Below are 20085 nucleotides of genomic sequence, written 5' to 3' on the forward strand. Positions count from 1 at the left end.
CACGGCGTGAAACCAATCACTAAAGTCCTTGCTTAACTATCGGAAGTCTCTATACTAAAGGACATGCTTAACTATTCCGATCCTCTCGACGCCACGTTCCAGGCCCTGGCCGACACCACGCGGCGCACGATGCTTGTGCAACTGGCACGCGGACCGCTGTCGGTCTCGGACCTGGCCAAGCCGCTGGCGATGTCGTTGCCGGCGGTGATGCAGCACCTTTCGGTGCTGGAACAGGCCGGGCTGGTCAGTACCGAGAAGGTCGGTCGGGTACGCACCTGCCGCATGGCGCCCAATGCGCTGAGCGAGGCAGAGCAGTGGATCAGCGCCCGCCGCGCCGAATGGGAAGGCCATTTCGACCGCCTGGGCGAATATCTGGAAACCATGAAAAAGGAGGCAGCATCCGATGGCACCCGCGACCGCAACCGCAACGAAGACTGATACGCCGCAGCACGCCCAGCACCGGCTGACCGTATCGCGCGCCTTCAACGCCCCGCGCGACCTTGTTTTCAAGGCCTGGAGCACGGCCGATCACCTGAAGCACTGGTTCTGCCCACAGGGCTTCACCGTGCCGGCCTGCGAGGTCGAATTCCATCCGGGCGGCAAGTTCGACCTGTGCATGCGCTCGCAGGGCGGCGAATTCGAGCACTGGATCCGGGGCCACTTTGTCGAGGTCATGCCGCACGCGCGGCTGGTGATCGACATGACCGTGGTCACCGTCGATGGCAAGCCGCTGTTCAATGCCCTGACGACAGTCGGCTTCGAAACCGTCTGCGGCGGCACCGAGATGCGCGTGACGCAGGACTACACCTTGCTCGATCCGTCGGCCGGCGACTTCACCCGTGGCGCCGAGGCCGGCTGGAAGCAGACGCTGGACCGTCTGGAGCAGGAAGTGGCCCGTATCGTCGCCGAAGCGCCGCCGCGCTCGGTGGCCCACGGCACCTTCTCGATTTCGCGCACGTTCGATGCCCCGCCGGCGCTCCTGTTCCGCGCGCTCACCGACCCGGCGGCCAAGGCCGAGTGGTTCCGCGGCGGGCCGGGCTACCAGACCGTGTCACGCGCCATGGACGTGCGGCCCGGCGGCCGCGAGCATCTGCAGGGCAAATGGGAAAACGGCCTGGTGTCGACGTTCGACGCGGTCTATTTCGACGTGATTCCGAACGAGCGGCTGGTGTACAGCTACGAAATGCACATGGGCGACCGCAAGATCTCGGTGTCGCTGGCCGTGTTCGAGCTGAAAGCCGTGGGGCAGGGCACGCAACTGACGCTGACCGAGCATGGCGCATTTCTGGACGGCTATGACGATGCGGGCTCGCGCGAACACGGCTCGCGGCTGCTGCTCGATGCCATCGGTGAATGGGTGGAGCAGGCGGCGCGCTGAAACGCCGGCACGCCAGGTCAATCGACAAACCGCAAAGGGGCGGGATGGGGCAGCAGGGCGCAACGCTAGGCCTTGCGCAGGCTGCGCCATTCGGCCCACTGCCACGACAGCAGCGCCGGCACGCCGAATGCCAGTTCCCGCGCGCGCTTGACCAGGGCCAGTGCCAGCGAGGTCTGCGGTGCAATGCCCAGGCCGGTGCCCAGTACCATCAGCACGGCCTCCTGCACGCCCAGGCCGGCGGGGATGAAAAAGACGACCTGGCGCGCCGCCAGCGTCAGGGCTTCGATGGCCAGCGCGGCGCCAAAGCTCACGGGATGGCCCAGCAGTGACAGGCCCCACCAGACTTCCACCGTGCCCACGGACAGGCCGGCCAACTGCCATGCCAGCGTGCTGAACAGCGCGCGTGCGCGCCCACAGAGTGCGCGAATCTGCGCATCCAGCCGCTTGCCATCGATGTGCGATGCCAGCCAGTGCTCATGGCCCAGGATGCGGCGCGCCGCCCCTTCCAGTCGCGTGAACCATGCGCCGTGCCGCAGCGCCCAGGCGAACAGCGCGGGGACCGGCAGCGACAGCAGCAGCCCGATCGCAATCAGCATGCCATGCCCGGTCAGCGGGGTGGTCGAGACCAGCAGCAGCACGCCGGCCAGCGCGAACAGGTATTGCGCGAACATCGTCACCATGACTTCGATCACCACGCTGGCCGTGACGGCGCTGCCGTCGGGCACGCGGCGCCACGCCAGGCGGATACCGACGATTTCGCCCCCAATGCCGGCGCTTGGCAGCAGCCGCGTGACGGCCTCGCGCACGGTGGCAACCCACAGCAGGAAACCGGTATCGGCCCGGGCCGCGGGATCGGCCGGCGCCAGCAGCGTGCGCCATCCGCGTGCATCGAGCCATAACGCGGCCAGGTGGATGGGCACCAGCCACAGCAATGGCCAGCCGGCGCGCCGCAGGATGTCGCCCACTTCGGCCAGGCCCGCCTGGGTGACCACGGCGGTGAGGATCAGCAAGCCCGCCAGCGCGCCCGCCAGCGCCAGGCGTTTGAGCCTCATGCGGCGATCAGGTCGGCAAAGCCGCCGCGCCGCGGGGCCACGCGTTCGGCCGCCGCGCGTACCCGGGGCGACAGCAGCGCCGCCAGTTCGTCGGCATGCCGATAGCCGGTCATCGACGCGCCGATCCGCGCGCCCGAGCTGACAGCCGGATGGCAATAGATCTCCACCACGCCGTCCGGCAGCCGATCAAGCGCGGCAAGCAGCGCGGCTTCGTCCATCGCCCCGCTGGAAGACAGCCCGAGCACGAAATCGTTGTGGGCAATGCCGGCGCGGTCCATCCGCCGGTGCAGCAACGCCAGCCAAGGGCGCAGGAACAGCGGGCCACGGGCCTCGCGTGGCAGCCGCATGGCGCGCAGGCCATAGTCGCGCCCGATGCGCAGGATCAGCCCCAGCACGGTGGGATGCAGGTGGAAGTGCTTGTGCGCGTTCACGTGGTCGAGCGGCAGGCCGGTACGCGCGAACGCTTCGAACTGGGCGCGGATCTCGGCGGCCAGCTGCGCGCGCAACGTGGGATACAGCGCGAAGCGCACGCCATCGCGCACCATGGCATCGCCAAAGCGCCCGTCGATATCGACCAGGTCCGGAATCGACTCCCAGGGCAGCGTCGACCACCCATCGGCCAGCACCAGGTGCAGCCCCACGCGCAGCCCGGGCAGCCGGCGCGCGCGCGCCACGGCATCGGCGGTGGCCGGGGCCCCGACCATCAGGCTGGCAGCATTGAGGATGCCCTCGCAATGCGCGCGTTCCACGGCCTCGTTGACGTCCCCGTGCAGGCCGAAGTCATCGGCGGTCACGATCAGCATCCGGCGGCGAGCCATGGCCTCAGGCCTCGTGCGAATGCAGGAATCGGAAAAACTCCACGCCTTCGCGCAGGCGCCGCCGCGTCATGCTCCAGCTGCCCATCATCTCCCTGACGATTTCCCAGATCTTGCCCGGCCGGAAATAAAAGCGCCGGTAGAACGTTTCCACGCCGTGATAGATCTCCTCGCGGCTCAGGTGCGGGTAGCTGATGGCGGCCAGTTGCACCCCCTGGTTGTTGACCAGATGGATCACCTTGTTGTCTTCGAGCCAGCCGTTGTCCACGGCCTGCCGGTACAGGGTCGTGCCCGGATACGGGGCCGCCAGCGACACCTGGATCGTATGCGGATTGATCTCCTTGGCGTAGGCGATGGTCTTCTCGATGGTCTCGCGCGTCTCGCCGGGCAACCCGAGGATGAACGTGCCGTGGATCTGGATGCCGAGCTTGCGGCAGTCGTCCGTAAAGCGCCGTGCGATGTCGGTGCGTAGCCCTTTCTTTATATTCAGAAGAATCTGATCGTCACCGGACTCGTAGCCCACCAGCAGCAACCGCAGGCCGTTGTCCTTCATGATCTTGAGCGTGCTGTAAGGCACGTTGGCCTTGGCGTTGCACGACCACGGCAGCCCGATCTGGCCCAGCCCCCGGGCGATCTCTTCCACGCGCGGCCTGAAGTCGGTGAACGTGTCGTCATCGAACATGATCTCGCGCACCTCGGGCATGTTCTCCTTGATCCACCTGACTTCCTCGATCACGCTTTGCGCGGACCGGGTACGGTACCGATGCCCGCCCACCGTCTGCGGCCAGAGGCAGAACGTACAGCGCGACCGGCAGCCGCGCCCGGTGTAGATCGACACATAGGGATGCAGCAGATAGCCGATAAAGTAGTTCCGGATCTTCAGGTCACGCTTGTAGATCGGCGCAACGAATGGCAGTTCGTCCATATTCTCGATCATCGGGCGCGGCGCGTTGTGCTCGATCGATCCGTCCGGCAAGCGGTAGCTGAGGCCGGCGATGTCCCGCAGCGGCTTGCCGGCCGCCACGTCCTGGCAGGTGTAGTCGAATTCCTCGCGGCATACGAAGTCGATGGCCGTGGTGGCCGACAGCGTGCCGCCGGGGTCCACGGCGGCCTTCGCGCCGACCATGCCGATCAACAGGCCGGGGCGCCGCGCCTTGAGCTGCTCGGCAAACCTGGCGTCGGTGGGGAACGACGGCGTACTGGTATGGATGATGACGAGGTCATAGTCGACGGCGATATTCAGCGTCTGCTCCACGCCCAGCCCGTCGGCCGGGGCATCGAGCACGCGGCTGTTCGGCACCAGCGCCGCCGGCTGCGCCAGCCACGTCGGGTACCAGAACGACTTGATCTCGCGCTTGGCCTGGTAGCGCGACCCGGCGCCGCCGTCGAACCCATCGTAGGAGGGCGCCTGCAGGAACAGCGTTTTCATCGGGTTTTATCCTGTGGATGGGGATGAGCGGACGCCGCCAGACCGCCGCCCAGGGCATGCGGCATCGCCGCGGGTGCGATGCCGGGACGGCTGTCCGGGGCTGTGCCGGGCAGGCCGGGGCTGTCGGCGGTGGCCATCACGTGGCCACGCCAATGCACGTGCCCGTTGCCCAGCGCGGCCACCCATTCGACCAGCAGCAGGGCGTCGCGCAGCGGGGCCATCAGGGCCTTGCCGGGGCTGCCCGCCGCGGCGCAACGGGCCAGCGCACCGGCCATGGCGATGACCAGCACCATCGGCAGCGGGGCCAGCAGGCCACCCAGCAGCAGCATCGGCCAGGTGAACGTCACGAACATGAAGTAGAAGCCCGGGGCACTCAGCGACCGGATCGTGCGCAGCCACCGCAGTTCGTGGCGCCACAGCGCGGACAGGCTGGTTTCGACCACGTCGGTCTGCACCACCACTTCGGACAGCACGGTTTGCCATCCCGACTGGCGCGTGAGCTCGGCAAGCCAGAAGTCGTCGGCCAGGCGGTTGGCCAGGGCGTGGAAGCCGCCGATGGCATTGAGCGTGTCGCGCCGCAAGGCGATGGTCGCGCCAAATCCGAAGCGCCGCGAACCACCGGCATGGGCCACGCGCACCGATGGCGCAAACCAGTCGTCAATGAACGCGGCACCCAGCCGCGACCACAGGTTGTGGACCGGCCGGCCCCGATACAGGCATGTCACCACGCCGACGTGCGGATCGCCCAGCGGGCCGGCCAGGCGCTGCAGATAGTCGGGTGGCACCGCGATGTCGCTGTCGGCGATCACCAGGTGATCGTGGCGGGCGGCCCGGTACAGGTTGATCAGGTTGCTGACCTTCGGATTCCGGCCATGGATGCGCGAATCGACGACCAGCGCGATATCGCAATCGCGAAACTCGGCCTGTAGCCGATGCACGACGGCGATGGCCGGATCGTCGGCGCTACAGACCCCAAAAACCAGCTGGAAACATGGATGCTGCTGACGGCAGAGCCCGGCCAGGTTTTCATACAGGCGTGGCTCGGTGCCGCACAGCGGCTTGAGCACCGAGACCGGCGCGTAGTGCCGGGGCAGGGCGCTGGGATCGGGATGACGCCGGCTGAGGCTTGCCGCGACGATCGCATACACCGTGGCGGACTCGACCAGCAATCGGCCCACGGTATCTGTCCAGACGGCGCTCATGGCTTGCCCCCTCGCATGCGAGATGATCTCGACCCGTTCCTGCCGCGAGGGCCCATGACATGCTGCCGCCCGTCATGCGGTTGGCATCAACCTGCCTCGCCTTGTGGAGGCCACTGTGTCACCAGACCGTTAAGAGGACATTAAGCCCTGGCAAATTGGTGTGTGGCCGGCCGAACCTTCGCCGGGCAATGCAAATCATTGTCGACTGCGTTCCGGAAGTGGCGCTGGCGCATGCTGAAGCAACTGGCGTGGCATGTTGTCGGCCGCGCGAGAAAAATCGCGTGTAACTCAGCCTTGAAAAATCGGCAGCACGAAGTCATCCACCTGGCTGAGAAGGTTTGCCCGACCCGTTGCCTATGCTTCCCAACGGGCAAGCGAGGCCTGTTTGCCAAACGTCCGTCGGCGCGGCCTCGTACGGCCCGGGTGTGCGCGGGCGCGTACGGCCGGCCAGGTGGCGGGCCACCGGCTGCGCCGTAGCTTGACTGCACCGAATCGGGAGGCTTGCGATGCCAGAGACCCTGCCAGGATCGATCGATGTGATCATCGATATCCACCATGACAACCACTTCGATGCCGTCAAGCTCAGGAATGCAGGGGTCAGGGCGGTGATCCACAAGGCAAGCGAGGGCGCTACGTTCCAGGACCCGTTCTACCGGGAGCGTCGCCAGCAAGCATTGGCCGCCGGGCTGCTGTGGGGCGCCTACCACTTTTCCAGCGCCCGCCCGGCAGCCGATCAGGCGAAGAACTTTCTCGACATCACCCAGGCCGGCGATCCCGACGTGGACAATAGCGCCACGCTGTTCTGCCTCGATTTCGAACCCAGTTCGAGCGGCCCGGACATGACGCTGGCGCAGGCCCAGGACTTCGTGGCCCGGGTGCGGGACAAGACCGGCCGCTGGCCAATGATCTACGGCGGCAACATGCTGCGCGACGCCGTGCAGGCCCATGGCGCCGACCCCATCCTCAAGAACTGTCCGCTCTGGTACGCGCGGTACAGAAGCGAGCCGATCGGGATACCTACGGACACCTGGCCGCACTTCACGCTCTGGCAATACACCGACGGCAGGCTGGGGCCGGCGCCGCATGCGTTTGCCGGAATGGCCGCGACCGATCGCGACTGCTACCTCGGGACCGAATCCACGCTGAAGAACGCATGGCCGTTTGCCGAATATTTCAAGACGGCACCCGGCGCGAATGACCAGAACGGATAGCCGGCGCGGCGCGCGGCCGGCCCGGATCGCCTGCGGCCTGGCCCTGCTGGCACTCTGCGCCTGCGCGCCCAACCGCGCTTATCGCACCCATCTGGTGGATCCGGGCCAGGACCGTCGCTGCGAGCGGCCCGGCATCGGCACGGCCGGCGCCCCGCCGCCCATGCCCGAGGGATGCGCGCAGGTTTCGCCCGAAGCGGTGGAGGGCCTGTACGAACTGCATTTTGTCGAGTTCGACGACCAGGGCTGGCTGTTTCCTGATGCGGCGCCGACGCCGCTGGCGGCGGACGCGCTTTCGCTCGCGCCATCGGACCAGATCGAGCACCTGATGGCGCGGCTGCGGTCGCTGCTGGCGCAGCGCAAGGACTTGAGCATCGTGGTGTTCGTGCACGGCTGGAAGCACAACGCGCAGGCCGATGACGCCAATGTGCAGGAATTCCGTGCCCTGCTGGAAGCGGCCGGTGCCGAAGAGCGCGACCGCGCGGGGCCCGGCGGCAATCCGAGAACGGTGGTGGGCGTCTATGTGGCATGGCGCGGCAAGTCCTGGGCGATACCGGACCCCGTGCTGAGCCTGACGTTCTGGGCGCGCAAGGAGGCCGCGCGGCGCGTGTCGATCGGATCGGCGCGCGAACTGTTCGCCCGACTGCGCTCGCTGCGGACGTACTACAACCAGCTGCCGCCGGACGAAGACCCGGACGCGTCCTCGGCGCCCCCCGCGCCCCCCGCGCCTGCGGCGGCGGCAGTCAGGCCACCTGTGGCCGAACAGACCGGCGCAGCGTCCGAGCAGGGCGCGCGGCGCCCGCGTATCCGCACACTGATGATCGGCCATAGCTTCGGCGGGCTGATCCTCTATGCGGCCATGTCGGGACCGCTGATCGAATCGCTCAGCGCCCAGCGCGACCTGGCCCGCCCGGGCGTCAAGCCGGCGCCCCCAGAGCGGCCGGCGGACATGATCGTGCTGATCAATCCCGCCTTCGAAGCGTCGCGCTACGAGGCGCTCGACCATGTTTCCAGGCGCTACGCCCCGCCCACCTTCCAGCCGCCGCTGCTGGTGTCGGTGACGTCGACCAAGGACTGGGCGACGGGCATCGCGTTTCCGATCGGGCGTTCCGTCAATACGCTGTTCGAGCGCGAGACCACGCCGGAGCAGGGCACGGCCATGAAGAAGACCCCCGGCCATATCGACCAGTACCTGACGCACCAGCTCCGCGCACACGCGCCGGGCCCGGTCCCGGCGGCGGAAGGGGCCGGGCAAGCCGGCGCCGCGGCTGGGGCGGACGACGCTTGCCCGGGATGGAAGTCCGAGGCCGAACTGAAGGCCCTGCATGGCGATGCGCTGGGCCAGGCGGTGCGCCTGAACAAGACACTCGAAGCGCAGAACGCCGCCGCATTCTTCCAGCAGAACCTGGGGGCGGACCATCTGCTGAAGCCCGACTGGGCGCGCACGTTCTGCGGTGGCAGCTACCTGACGATGGCCGACGGCGGCGGCGGGGCCATGCGGGCCAATACGATGGTCTGGAATATCCAGGTGGACGGCGATGTGATCCGAAACCACGACGACGTGATGAACCCGGTGTTCCGGGCATTCATGCGGCAGCTTTACGGCGACGTGTCGACGCATCCGTGATGCCCTGGCCCGGCGCGCAACGCGTCGGGCGCCGCCGGGGCCGGACTTAAGCATCGGCTTACCGGGGCCATGCGTGCCCCAAGTCATCTTTTCACCGATACCGTTGTCCGCGATTTGCTGACGGCGCATCGCACGCCCCCGCACTAGTATCCAGATGCGACCTGCCACGCGAGACAGCCCCGATGCGACTTGCGTGGCATCCCGTCCCTGGCTGTCCGTGTCCCCACATACAGGAACCAGTCATGGACCGTCGTCATTTTCTCAAGCTGGGAGGTTTTCTTACCGTTTCCGTTGCCGCTGGCGGGCTTGCCGCCTGCGGCGGTGGCGGAGGCGGGGACGAACAACCGTCCGATACCGGCAATCCCGAAAACTTCAACTTCGTCCACGGCGTGGCCTCAGGCGATCCGCGACCGGACAGCGTGATCGTGTGGACACGCGTCGAGGGCAGCAACGGCAAACGGCCCGTGGTGGTGCGGCTGCAGGTGTCCACGCAGGCGGATTTTCCGCCGCAGAGCCTGCTTGTGAACCAGCCCCTGATGGCACGCCCCGAATGGGACTATACGATCCGCAACAAGGTCACGGGGCTGACGGCCGGTACGCGGTACTACTACCGCTTTCTGCTCGGCAACCGGGCCAGCACCGTTGGCCGCACCCGCACGGCGGCGCCGGCCGGCACCGCGCTGGCGCAGCTGCACTTTGCCTTCGTGAGCTGCCAGGACTGGAACGTCAACCACTGGGCCGGCATGGAAGAGCTGGCGCAGCAGGACCTGGACTTCATCGTCCACGTGGGCGACTACGTCTACGAAGCGGTGCCCGGCGGCTCGCGCGCCGGCAACGTCGAGGACCGGCACACCGCGCTGAAGTTGCCCAACGGCACGGTCCTGCCCGATGGCAGTGTCTATGCCACCACGCTCGACGACTATCGCTACCTGTACCGCAGCTATCGGAACGATGCCCGGCTGCAGGCACTGCACGCGGCGGCGCCGATGATCGCGATCTGGGATGACCACGAGTTTTCCGACAACTGCTGGCAGGACCGCCAGACCTACGCCGCCGATGACGACCTCACGCCGCGTACCGCGCGCCGGCGTGCCGCCAACCAGGCCTGGTTCGAATACATGCCGGCCGATGTCAGCTTCGATCCGGCCAATCCGTCGTTCCAGGACATCCAGATCTACCGCTCGTTCACGTTTGGCAATCTGGCCACGCTGATGATGACGGACGAACGCCTGTATCGTGCGGACCATGTCATTACCGAGGAATCGGTGGGCAGTGCGGTCGGCAGCCGGTACCTGGTGGCGGCCGACAAGCTGGCCTCGGCCGAAGCCGCCAAGATCTCGGCCGCTGGCGGGGCACTGACACCCGTGTCGATGCTGGGCGACACGCAGCGCGCCTGGTGGCAGGACCGGGTCGGCGGCGCCAACACCACCTGGAAGCTCTGGGGCAACGAGCTGGCGATGCTGCGGATGCAGGTGGATATCACGCAAGCCATATCGACCCTGATCGCTCGGGCGCTGGTATCGTCCAACGGCGCGCTGGCCTCGGTCGAAAACGCGCTGGCCACGGCGCTGGCCGGCGATCTCGCGGCGGCGCGAACGGCCGGCACCTATGCGGGCCTGGCCTATACGGCGCTGCGCAACGTCCTGTCGCAGGCCGGCATCAACACGGCCACCTTCGATGCGAACGTCAAGCCATTCGTCGAATCGCGCCTGCCGCCCGTTTCGCTGCTGGGCAAGATGATTTTCAATGCCGACCAGTGGGACGGTTTCAATGCCGAGCGCAAGAACCTGATGGCGTTCCTGAAGACCCACAACGTGCGCAACGTCGTGACGCTGAGCGGCGACATCCACGCGTTCTTTGCCGGCCAGGTGATGGACGACTACGACGCCGCCAGCCCTGCGCCCGTGATGGTCGATCTGGTCACTGCCGGGCTGTCGAGCAACACGCTGCTCAATTCCGTGCGCAAGCTCGTCGATAACGACCAGGCGTTCGCGGCCCTGCGCGATTTGATCTATAGCAATGTGGGCGGCACGGTGACCGACACGCTGGACAGCACGCTGCGCACGTTCAACCCGTGGCTGCGGCATGTGAACACCAACGCGGAGGGGTACGCAGTCGTGACGCTGACGCCCGACAAGCTCACTTGCACATTCCACGTGATGCAGCGGCTTTCCGGGGGCACGGCACCGTCGCCGGCGACGGCAAGCACCAAGGTGCTGGAGGTTGCGGCGAATACGGCCGACGTAACCGTGCGCTAGCGTCTGGCTGGCGGGACGGGGCAGGCTGACCTGCCTTCGCCCCGCGCTGGGCGGTGTTACTGGGCCGAAGCGTTGGCGGCCGAACCGGCCACCGGCGGCACGGCGGACGCCGTCGGTACGGCGGGCGCGGCCGTTGCGACCGGGGCGGCCGGCGCCACGGGGGCTGTCGGGCTGATCCGTTCCATGAAGAACGCGCCGCGCAGCTTCGCCGCCGCCGCGCGCGTGCTTTCATCCACCGCGTGCATCAGGTTGTCGTACTCGGGTGCCTGGTCCCAGTCGCCCTTGGCACTCGCATAGGTCTCCACGCGCTCATACCATTCGAGACGATTGGTCGACAGGTCGATCAGCTGTCCGGTCAAGGCGACGTAGCCCTCCGGTGCGCTCAGCGGCATGAAGGCGTAGTAGGACCGGACGGTGCCCAGCGAGCGTGCCGTCACGAGCAGCAGCTTGTCGGCCTTGTATTTTTTTGCCAGCGGGCGATAGTCGCGCAGGGCCATGCCTTCGCCGGACCCTTCGGTAAATTTGGGGATGGTTGCCGTATCGATCGGCTCCGCGATCATGACAACCGGGATCTGGCGCGACTCCAGGCCCTTGCGGAACGCTTCGGGCAGGCCGCTCACCACCGTGAAGTCTTGCTTCTGCAGCCGATCGACGATGGCCTTGGCGTTGGCGCGGTTGATCGCGATGTCCAGCAAACCCTGGTTGCCCAGCATGACCTGACCCGGCTCGGGCATTTTCTCGATGGCAACGGCCACCACGCGCTCCTTGTTGTCGAACAAGGCGCGGGTGGCGGGAATCGGCTTTTGCACCGTGGCGCAGCCTGCCAGAACACTCGCGCCCAGCACCAGCGCGACCAGATAACGACGACCCATGAAGCTCTCTCCTTATGGTGGGATAGATACGGGTCGGTTAACGGCCGTGCAGGATGGAATCCAGACCCCAAGAAAGAGGGGCGTGCTTTTTGCGCAATGTCACGGTGTGAAAAAAAAGCGACGAGGCCATTCTCGTCGCATTTTCTCCAGTTTTGTGAAGCCAACGGGCCCGATCCGCGCCCCGGGCCGCCGGCTTGCCCGTCAGATCACGCCCTGCGCCAGCATGGCGTCAGCCACCTTGACGAAGCCGGCGATGTTGGCGCCTTCCACGTAATTGATGTAGCCATCGTCTTTCTGGCCGTAGTGGATGCAGTTGCCGTGAATGTCTTTCATGATCGCGTGCAGCTTTTCGTCGATGTCGGCGTGATGCCAGGCCATGCGCATGGCATTCTGCGACATTTCCAGGCCCGACGTGGCCACGCCGCCGGCATTGCTGGCCTTGCCCGGGGCGTACAGGATGCGCGCGGCCACGAAGCGGTCCACGGCGTCGAGCGTCGATGGCATGTTGGCGCCCTCGGCCACGCAAAATACGCCGTTCGACAGCAGTCGCTCGGCGTCGTGGCCGTCCAGTTCGTTCTGGGTGGCGCACGGCAGCGCCACGTCGGCAGGCACATGCCACGGCGTCTTGCCGGCCTCGAAGCGCAGGTCGTGCTGCGCGGCGAAGTCGGCCAGGCGGCCGCGTGTCTCGTTCTTGAACGTCATCAGCGCCGCAAGCTGTTCGCTGTCCATGCCTTGCGGAAAGTGCAGCACGCCGCCGGAGTCCGACACCGTCAGCACCTTGGCCCCCAGTTCGATGGCCTTCTCGGCCGCGTACTGCGCCACGTTGCCCGAACCGGACAGCAGCACGCGCAGGCCGTTGAAGTCGCGGCCACGCCGATGCAGCATTTCCTGCGCGAAGTACACGGTGCCGTAGCCGGTCGCTTCGGGGCGCATCAGGCTGCCGCCAAAGGCCAGGCCCTTGCCCGTGAAGACGCAGGCGGACTGGTTCGACAGCTTTTTCATCATGCCGGCCATAAAGCCGACTTCGCGCGCGCCAACGCCGATGTCGCCCGCCGGGACGTCGGTATCGGGCCCCAGGTGGCGGTGCAGTTCGGCGATCAGCGCCTGGCAGAAGCGCATCACTTCGGCGTCGGACTTGCCCTTGGGGTCGAAGTCCGAGCCGCCCTTGCCGCCGCCCATGGGCAGCGTGGTCAGCGCATTCTTGAAGGTCTGTTCGAAGCCCAGGAACTTCAGCACCGACAGGTTCACGGTCGGGTGGAAACGCATGCCGCCCTTGTACGGGCCGATCGCCGAGCTGTGCTGAACCCGGAACGCCCGATTCACCTGTACCTGGTTGCGGTCGTCGGTCCAGGCCACGCGAAACTGGATCACGCGCTCGGGCTCCACCAATCGCTCCAGCAGCGCCTGTTCGCGGTAGCGCGTGTTGCGCTCGACGAACGGCCACAAGGTCATCATGACCTCCTTCACGGCCTGGAAGAACTCGGGCTGGTTGGGGTCACGCCGGGCAACGCCGGCCAGGAAGGAATCGATGGATTGGAAAGTCACGATGTCTCAGTCTTGTCTTCTGGGCTGTTGTGGCGCCGGCATCCTGGCCGTAGCGGCGGGGGAAACAGGGCCGTCCTGGAATGGCGCGTCGGGTTGGCGCCGTGGCATGCGTCCTGGTGGGAAACCCGGCCGGAAGGGCGCGGAGGTCGACAGATGCCGTCAATGTCCGAACATTGAGGCTTATGGCTGGATGTCTCGAACAGGCACGAAGCTTAGCACCAGAATGGGGCCAAATTCATCTGGAACATGATGCCGCCGTCATGTGGAGCGACGTTGGCAGCCGTCGCCCGCTCCGGAAAGTGGACGGTTCGTCGCAGGCCAAAGCTGGCGGAAATTGGCGTCCCGACGCCGTGCTAGCATGACCGCGTTTGCCGCTGCCGCCATATCCGCCCCATCCCCATGACCACGCTCTACGCGACGCTTGGCGTCGAGTCCGACGCCACCCTCGAAGAGATCAAGCGCGCCTATCGCCGCGCCGCCATGAAGTGGCATCCGGACCGCAATCCGGGTCGCGAGGCAGAGGCCCATGCCGCGTTCCAGCAGATTCGCGATGCCTATTCGATCCTGTCCGATGCCGAGCAGCGGCAGGTCTACGACGACGTCTTCGAACGGGAAATGCGCCGCTGGGAGGCCGAGCACGCCGAGCAAGCAGCCCAGGAGCAGGAAGCCCAGGAAGCCGCCCGCCGCATCGCGCAGGAACACTACGAGAAGATGGTCGCCATCGCCATGCGCTTTGCCGACGACGGCCACGGCCGCGACGTGCTGTTTGGCGTGTTGCTGGGCCGGGACTGCGAGCCGGACCTCGCTGGCCGTATCGCCGACAGCGTCTGGGCCCTGCACGAGTCGCGCAAGGCGGCCGTCGAGCCCGACGACACGCCGGCCACCGAGGCCGCCCCGCAGCCGTCGGCCGATTCGGTCCGGGCGCACAAGCCCGCCAGTGCCTTCGAATCGTTCTGGGAAGGCCTGTTCAGGTTCCGCTGAACATAAAAAAAACCGCGTCCCGAAGGACGCGGTACAAGGTCTCATCTCGCTGAGAACAAAGCAGAAAAGAAGCAGGGCGCAGGCCGATCAGGCGCTGTGGGCCGGCGGCGCCGACACGCCGGTGCGGTCGCGTCCGGCGAGGGTGTGGGCGCCGTCGGTGTACGGGTCGGGTTTGCGCGTGCCATAGGCACCCTGGCTGTAGACATCGCGCTTTTCCAGGACATTGGCGCCTTCGGTAAAGACGTCGCGGGGGCCGTTGTGCATCGTATAGCCGTAGCGGTCGGCATCGACGCCGCGGTCTTGCATGCCGTGGCCCGATTGCGCGGCAGCCAGCGTGCAGGCGCAGAGCATCGTGGTGGCAAGCAGGGATTTGATCGTGTTGTTGTGCATCTCTTGTCTTCAACTGATTGGGGGACGGTGCGTCGGCGGGGGTGGGGAGGACGCGCCGTCCGGAACGCCTTGTGAGCGATGTCGCATCGGAGTGGTGCGGCACGGGACGAAGTGTAGGTCGCCCCGAGCATTCCTGTGATGATTTAAAAAATCATGGATCAGTCGGTTTTTTCATGTGCGCGCATCGTGACGCCAAGCACCACGAGCGCGCACTGAACGTCGGCGGCCAGGGCGCGATCCTGCAGCGCGGCCAGCGGCCCGAGCGACGCTTGGATCCACGGATGTAGGGTATCTGGCACTGCAACGCCGTGGCCGGACCGGATCTGCGCGCGGAAATGGCGCGCCACGATACCCAGCACGCGACGCACCGGCTTGCGGGCCGCACCGGGCAGCGACGGCAGCGCGCGCTGCAGCGTCACCGTGCAGTAGCCGATCTGCAGTTCGGTGAAGCCATCCGAAGCCAGGCGGCCACCGCCCGCGCCGAGCCGTGGCATCAGTTGCCCCAGGCGGTCCAGCATCCGCGCACCCACGCGCGTGTGGGCGTCGGCGCCTCGCCAGGTGGCCGCCCGCGCCAGATCCTGCCAGCTTGCGCGGATCAGCCGCTGCGCCGCCACGTGCGCACCGAACGGCCGCGCGAGCATGGCCCACAGCGGCGCGAACAGCATCGCGCCGGCATTTGCCAGGTTGGTATTGATCAGGCCGATGAAGTTGGCGTCATAGACGGCCTGCACGTTGGCAAACGACGCGGTATTGACCGACAGCAGCATGGCGATCAGGTTGAAGCCGGGGCGCTGGATCAGCAGCCCAATGCCCAGGTACGGCACTGACAGCATGCCGGCCAGCGTCTCGAACGTCTGCGCATGCGGCACGACGATGAACAGGTAGAACGACGAGATCAGCAGGCAGATCGCGGCCCAGCGGATGAACGATCGCGCCACGGGGCGCGGCTCGTCGATGGTGGCGAAAAAGCAGCAGGCGATGGCCGACACCGCCACCGGCCCGCCGCCATCTTCCCAGCCGGAGAAGATCCACAGCAGGCCGGCGCAGAACACGGCCAGCCCGGCCGATACCGCGCCGAAGACCAGCATGGCGTGGTCGTGGTGGAGCGTGTCGCCTTCGGGCTCGGGATCGCGCCCGGCGTCCCTGCCAGCCGTACCGGTGCCCGCTGGATGGCCCGGCGGCGTGTCTGGCCGGTCCACGATGCGTTGCCGCAGGTCGGCGCAGACGCCCATCAGCACCGTGTGGCGGGTGTGCAGCAGGGCGGCCGCCTGTTCCAGCGCCGCGCGCGGCAGCCGGGGCGCCCTGGCATCGGGCGTTTCGCGCAGCGCCTGCAGCACGCTTTCCAGGCTGGACAATACCGGCATCAGCCGCGACATGCGGCCACGCAGCGCGCGTGCGTGATCCACGGCCTGTCGGCTCTCGATATCGAACGACAGATGGACGATCAGCTGGTCCAGCGCCAGCATATCGGCCGCCAGGCGGTGCCGGCTGGCGGCGGCGCGCGGGTTGGCGGCCACGATATCGCTGGCCCACGCCGCCGCATCGTCCAGCCAGATGCGCGCCCGTTCGCGCAGCGCGGGCGCCACCTTGGCCGGAAACACGATGGCGCCGACCAGGCTCGCGCAAACGATGCCGATCACGATCTCCTCGATGCGCGCCACGGCGATATCGAAGATGTCGGCCGGTTGCATGACGGCGGGCAGCGCGACGATCGGCAAGGTATAGGCCGCCAGCAGGAACACATAGCTGCGCGGCGTGCGCTGCAGCAGCGACAGGTAGACCAGCGCCATGATCCACAGCGCGATGGCGCCCATCAGCACGATCGGCATGCTCACCAGTTGCGGCACGGTGATCACGGCCGCCATCGCGCCGAGTATCGTGCCGGCCACGCGATAGGCGGCCTTGGAGCGCGTGGCGCCCGTGAGCGGGTTCGACACGAAATAGACCGTGGCCATGGCCCAGTACGGGCGCGGCAGGCCGAAAGACAGGGCGATGTAGAGCGCCAGCATCGCGGCAGCGAATGCCATCAGCGAAAACAGCCACTGTCGGGCATGCGGCCAGCTAGCCATGATGGGGATGCGCCGGGGGTCCGGCAATCGGGGGCGTAGGAGCGGCAGTGTAGTCGGCTCACAGAAATTCCATCCATGATTTAAAATTCGCGGCTTCAGTCGGAATTTTCATGAAAGGCCTGACATGCCCATCGACATCCGCGCGCTGCGTTATTTCGTGGAGACCGCGCGCCTGAAAAGCTTCACCCAGGCGGCATCGTCGCTCTACGTCACGCAATCGACCATCAGCAAGATGGTCAAGCAACTGGAGGACGAGGTCGGCCAGCCGCTGCTGATTCGAGAGGGCAAGTCGGTGCGGCTGACCGACGTGGGCCGGGTGGTGTACGACCGGGGCCAGGAGGCGCTCGGGGTGGTGCATCGGCTCACGCTCGAAGTGGCGGATCTGTCATCGCTGGGGCGCGGTCAGCTCACCGTCGGCATCCCGCCGATGGTCAACCTGTTCTTCTCGCCAGCCGTCAGTGCGTTTCGCAAGCGATATCCCAACCTGCAACTGACCCTGTCCGAGCACGGGGGCCAAGTCGTCGAACAACAAGTGGCGAATGGTGAACTTGAAGTGGGTGCCACGGTCCTGCCCGGCGATACCGGCCTGGCGCTGGAGACGCGCCAGTTCGCAAAATATCCAATTTGGGCCGTCGGCCCGCATCGCGCCGCCTGGGCCAGCAGCCGTACGGTGACGCTGGAGGCCCTGCGCGACGAACCGCTGGTGATGCTGACCGACGAGTTCTCGCTGACGCGCAAGTTGCGGCAGGCGTTTCTGGAAGCCCGCATCGAGCCGCAAGTGGTGGCGCAAAGCGGGCACTGGGACTTCCTGGCATCGATGGCCGCCGCCGGCCTGGGCACGACCTTCCTGCCCGAGCCGCTGCTCAAGCGGCTGGAGACCCGCGACAAACTCGCCGTGGCGCGCCTGACCGAACCCACCATGGACTGGGCCCTGGCCCATATCTGGTCGCCGGGGCGCTACCTGTCCCACGCGGCCCGGGCGTGGCTGCAGGTCTGCGAGGAGGTGATGGGGTAGGCCGCTGGCGGCGGAATCTGTCAGACCCCGACCGATACCTGGCCTGCCGCACAGCCTCTAGGCTTCAGTCAGGAGCCGCATGGGAGTCCTGACGATGCAGCAGAAGGTGGCGGAAAGACGATCGGTCCGGAGCTTTGCGCGATTGCTGCGCGACACCGTCTCGGCATGGCTGGACGACTATGCGCCCAGCATGGGCGCGGCGCTCGCGTACTACACGGTCTTTTCCGTGGCGCCGCTGCTGCTGATCGTGATTGCCATTGCCGGGCTGGTGTATGGCGACGAGGCGGCGCGCGGCGCGGTGGTCGAGCAGTTTGGCGGCCTGGTGGGCGTGGAGGGCGCCAAGGCCATCGAAAGCATGCTGATCTCGCTCAGTTCGCCCGCCAAGGGATCGCTCACGGCGGTGCTCAGTACCGTCACGCTGTTCGTCGGCGCCACCACGGTCTTTGCCGAACTGCAGGATGCCCTGGACCGCATCTGGCGCGTGCCCGAGCGCAAGAAGCCTTCCGGCATCTGGGAACTGCTGCGCGCGCGGGTGCTGTCGTTCGGCATGATCCTGGGCATCGGCTTTCTGCTGATCGTCTCGCTGGTGGCCAGCGCGGCGCTGGCGGCCATCGGCCGGTACTGGACGCCGATGCTGGGCGAGGGTGAGCTGCTGGGGCACCTGCTCGACATGAGCCTGAGTTTTGTGCTGGTGACCGTGGTATTCGCGATGATCTACAAGATCATGCCGCACGCGGCCGTGAAATGGCCCGACGTCTGGCTGGGTGCCGTGGTCACGTCGGTGCTGTTCACGGTGGGCAAGCTGCTGATCGGCCTGTATATCGGCAAGACGGGCGTGGCCACCGGCTACGGCGCGGCCGGGTCCCTGGTGGTGGTGCTGGTCTGGGTGTACTACTCCGCGCAAATCTTCCTGCTGGGGGCGGAATTCACGTGGCTCTATGCCAACCGCTTCGGGTCGCTGCGCGCCAAACCGGAATCGCGCGAGCGTCAGGCTCCCCGGCGGCACGGCGAGGCGCCGCCCTGAATCGCTTCGAAAGGGGGGCTTGCTCGTTGGCCGCGCGGCTTACCGGGCCCGCAGCGCATCCACGATATTGAGCCGCGACGCCCGCAGCGCCGGCAGGAATCCGCCAATCAGGCCCATCGCCATCGAGAACAGCAGCGTCTTGACGATGATGGCCGGCGTCAGCACAAAGCGGAACGACAGGTCGGCAAAGGTCTGGAAGTTGGTGGTGGAAAACGATGCGAACTGCATCAGCGACGCGCAGAGCAGACCGGCGATGCCGCCCACCAGCCCCAGCAGCACCGCCTCGATCAGGAAGGCCATCAGCACGTTGGCGCGCTGGAAGCCCAGCGCACGCAGCGTGCCGATCTCGCCCACGCGGTTGGCCACCGATGCGTACATCGTGATCATGGCGCCGATCATGGCCGCCACCGAGAAGATGGTCGTCAGCGTGAGCCCCAGGATATTGATGAACGCCGACAGCGCCTTGGACTGGTCGCTGTAGAACTGCTGCTCGCGCTTGGCCTCGTTCGCCAGGCGCGGGTCGACGTCGATGTCGGCGCGGAACTTGTCGAAGGCGTCGGTGTTGGCCAGCCGCAGCACCATCGACGAATAGCTGGCGCGGCGGAACGACTGCATGAGCTGGTCCACATCGCCCCAGATCTCGGAATCGAAACCGCTGCCGCCGGCATCGAAATGGCCCACCACGGTCCAGTCGCGCTGGGCAAAGCGCAAGTGATCGCCAATGCGCACGTTGCCGTAGCCCTTGGCGATGCTGCTGCCGACGATGATCTCCGACGACCCCGGCTTGAATACGCGCCCCTCGGTCAGCCGCACCTGCGGCCGCAGCGGCACGCCCAGCGGCGATACGCCCCGGATCACCACGTTCGACGGCGTGGTGTAGCCAGTCTTGGTCAGCGAAATCAGCACCACGGCTTCGCGCGAGGCCATCGGGCGGCCTTCGGGCGTCATGGCGATGGACGGATACATCTCCAGCGCGGCGGCCTGGTCGCGCGTGATCGCGCTCTGGATCTCGGTCTCGGCGCCCTTGCGGATCACCACCACGTTGTCGCGCTCGCCCGTGGTCACCAGCGTCTGCTTCAGCCCGGCATCGAGCATCAGCATCGTCGCGAACACAAAGACCACCAGCGCGAGGCCGCCGGCCGTCAGCGCCGTGGTCAGACGCCGGGCCCAGACGTTGCGGGCGATGTAATGGAGCGGGATGACCATTGGCGCGCGATCCG

17 protein-coding genes are annotated in these 20085 nt (G+C 66.8%); 8 read left to right on the forward strand and 9 right to left on the reverse strand.

What is annotated here, in order from left to right; translation table 11 throughout:
- Window positions 1–63 precede the first annotated feature (63 nt).
- Window positions 64–438: an ArsR/SmtB family transcription factor gene (locus AC3G88_RS12405; RefSeq protein ID WP_092595571.1), complete on the forward strand. Its 375-nt coding sequence runs from the start codon at window positions 64–66 to the stop codon at window positions 436–438.
- Window positions 404–1378, forward strand: coding sequence for an SRPBCC family protein (locus AC3G88_RS12410; RefSeq protein ID WP_488772993.1), 975 nt, complete (start codon window positions 404–406; stop codon window positions 1376–1378). The genes AC3G88_RS12405 and AC3G88_RS12410 overlap by 35 nt, the downstream gene beginning before the upstream one ends.
- 65 nt (window positions 1379–1443) lie before the next feature.
- On the opposite strand, the gene AC3G88_RS12415 is transcribed toward AC3G88_RS12410, so the two are convergent.
- From AC3G88_RS12415 to hpnI, 4 genes are read right to left on the reverse strand one after another with little or no spacing between them, the layout of a single operon-like run.
- A complete protein-coding gene (locus AC3G88_RS12415; protein WP_488772994.1) occupies window positions 1444–2430 on the reverse strand; it encodes a lysylphosphatidylglycerol synthase domain-containing protein in 987 nt (328 codons plus the stop codon).
- Window positions 2427–3233, reverse strand: a complete 807-nt coding sequence (gene hpnK, locus AC3G88_RS12420) for a hopanoid biosynthesis-associated protein HpnK (RefSeq protein WP_488773162.1) — start codon at window positions 3231–3233, stop codon at window positions 2427–2429. Before hpnK ends, AC3G88_RS12415 begins: the two co-directional genes overlap by 4 nt.
- 19 nt (window positions 3234–3252) lie before the next feature.
- On the reverse strand, window positions 3253–4674 hold the full coding sequence (gene hpnJ, locus AC3G88_RS12425; RefSeq protein WP_488772995.1) for a hopanoid biosynthesis associated radical SAM protein HpnJ: 1422 nt from the start codon (window positions 4672–4674) through the stop codon (window positions 3253–3255).
- The gene (gene hpnI / locus AC3G88_RS12430; protein ID WP_488772996.1) at window positions 4671–5876 is read right to left on the reverse strand and encodes a bacteriohopanetetrol glucosamine biosynthesis glycosyltransferase HpnI; all 1206 of its coding nucleotides are present in this window, start codon (window positions 5874–5876) and stop codon (window positions 4671–4673) included. Before hpnI ends, hpnJ begins: the two co-directional genes overlap by 4 nt.
- Window positions 5877–6382: 506 nt before the next feature.
- Here hpnI and AC3G88_RS12435 point away from each other — a divergent pair.
- The 3 genes from AC3G88_RS12435 (at window position 6383) to AC3G88_RS12445 (ending at window position 10969) form a co-directional block, all read left to right on the forward strand.
- A complete protein-coding gene (locus tag AC3G88_RS12435; protein ID WP_487523807.1) occupies window positions 6383–7087 on the forward strand; it encodes a glycoside hydrolase family 25 protein in 705 nt (234 codons plus the stop codon).
- Complete coding sequence (locus AC3G88_RS12440) at window positions 7071–8711, forward strand: hypothetical protein (protein ID WP_488772997.1); 1641 nt, start codon at window positions 7071–7073, stop codon at window positions 8709–8711. The genes AC3G88_RS12435 and AC3G88_RS12440 overlap by 17 nt, the downstream gene beginning before the upstream one ends.
- A 242-nt stretch (window positions 8712–8953) precedes the next feature.
- Window positions 8954–10969 carry an alkaline phosphatase D family protein gene (locus AC3G88_RS12445; protein ID WP_488772998.1) on the forward strand — a complete coding sequence of 672 codons (2016 nt, stop codon included), beginning with the start codon at window positions 8954–8956 and terminating at the stop codon, window positions 10967–10969.
- A 56-nt stretch (window positions 10970–11025) separates the two neighbouring features.
- On the opposite strand, the gene AC3G88_RS12450 is transcribed toward AC3G88_RS12445, so the two are convergent.
- Together AC3G88_RS12450 and gdhA are read right to left on the reverse strand one after the other, a co-directional pair.
- Window positions 11026–11841 carry a hypothetical protein gene (locus AC3G88_RS12450; protein WP_488772999.1) on the reverse strand — a complete coding sequence of 272 codons (816 nt, stop codon included), beginning with the start codon at window positions 11839–11841 and terminating at the stop codon, window positions 11026–11028.
- Between the two features lie 201 nt (window positions 11842–12042).
- Window positions 12043–13386, reverse strand: coding sequence for an NADP-specific glutamate dehydrogenase (gene gdhA, locus AC3G88_RS12455; protein ID WP_092599559.1), 1344 nt, complete (start codon window positions 13384–13386; stop codon window positions 12043–12045).
- A 399-nt stretch (window positions 13387–13785) separates the two neighbouring features.
- On the opposite strand from gdhA, the gene AC3G88_RS12460 reads away from it, so the two are divergent.
- Entirely contained in the window at window positions 13786–14367 is a 582-nt protein-coding gene (locus AC3G88_RS12460) for a J domain-containing protein (protein WP_488773000.1), read from the forward strand.
- 87 nt (window positions 14368–14454) lie between these two features.
- On the opposite strand, the gene AC3G88_RS12465 is transcribed toward AC3G88_RS12460, so the two are convergent.
- Together AC3G88_RS12465 and AC3G88_RS12470 are read right to left on the reverse strand one after the other, a co-directional pair.
- Window positions 14455–14757: a hypothetical protein gene (locus AC3G88_RS12465; protein WP_488773001.1), complete on the reverse strand. Its 303-nt coding sequence runs from the start codon at window positions 14755–14757 to the stop codon at window positions 14455–14457.
- A 158-nt stretch (window positions 14758–14915) separates the two neighbouring features.
- On the reverse strand, window positions 14916–16826 hold the full coding sequence (locus tag AC3G88_RS12470; protein ID WP_488893419.1) for an FUSC family protein: 1911 nt from the start codon (window positions 16824–16826) through the stop codon (window positions 14916–14918).
- A gap of 124 nt (window positions 16827–16950) precedes the next feature.
- On the opposite strand from AC3G88_RS12470, the gene AC3G88_RS12475 reads away from it, so the two are divergent.
- Together AC3G88_RS12475 and AC3G88_RS12480 are read left to right on the forward strand one after the other, a co-directional pair.
- Window positions 16951–17841: a LysR family transcriptional regulator gene (locus AC3G88_RS12475; protein ID WP_488773003.1), complete on the forward strand. Its 891-nt coding sequence runs from the start codon at window positions 16951–16953 to the stop codon at window positions 17839–17841.
- Window positions 17842–17920: 79 nt separating this feature from the next.
- Complete coding sequence (locus tag AC3G88_RS12480) at window positions 17921–18865, forward strand: YihY/virulence factor BrkB family protein (protein ID WP_488773004.1); 945 nt, start codon at window positions 17921–17923, stop codon at window positions 18863–18865.
- Window positions 18866–18904: 39 nt separating this feature from the next.
- On the opposite strand, the gene AC3G88_RS12485 is transcribed toward AC3G88_RS12480, so the two are convergent.
- Window positions 18905–20071 carry an ABC transporter permease gene (locus tag AC3G88_RS12485; protein ID WP_400394300.1) on the reverse strand — a complete coding sequence of 389 codons (1167 nt, stop codon included), beginning with the start codon at window positions 20069–20071 and terminating at the stop codon, window positions 18905–18907.
- Between the last annotated feature and the right edge of the window lie 14 nt (window positions 20072–20085).

The sequence above is a fragment of the Cupriavidus sp. 86D6 genome (assembly GCF_057815095.1).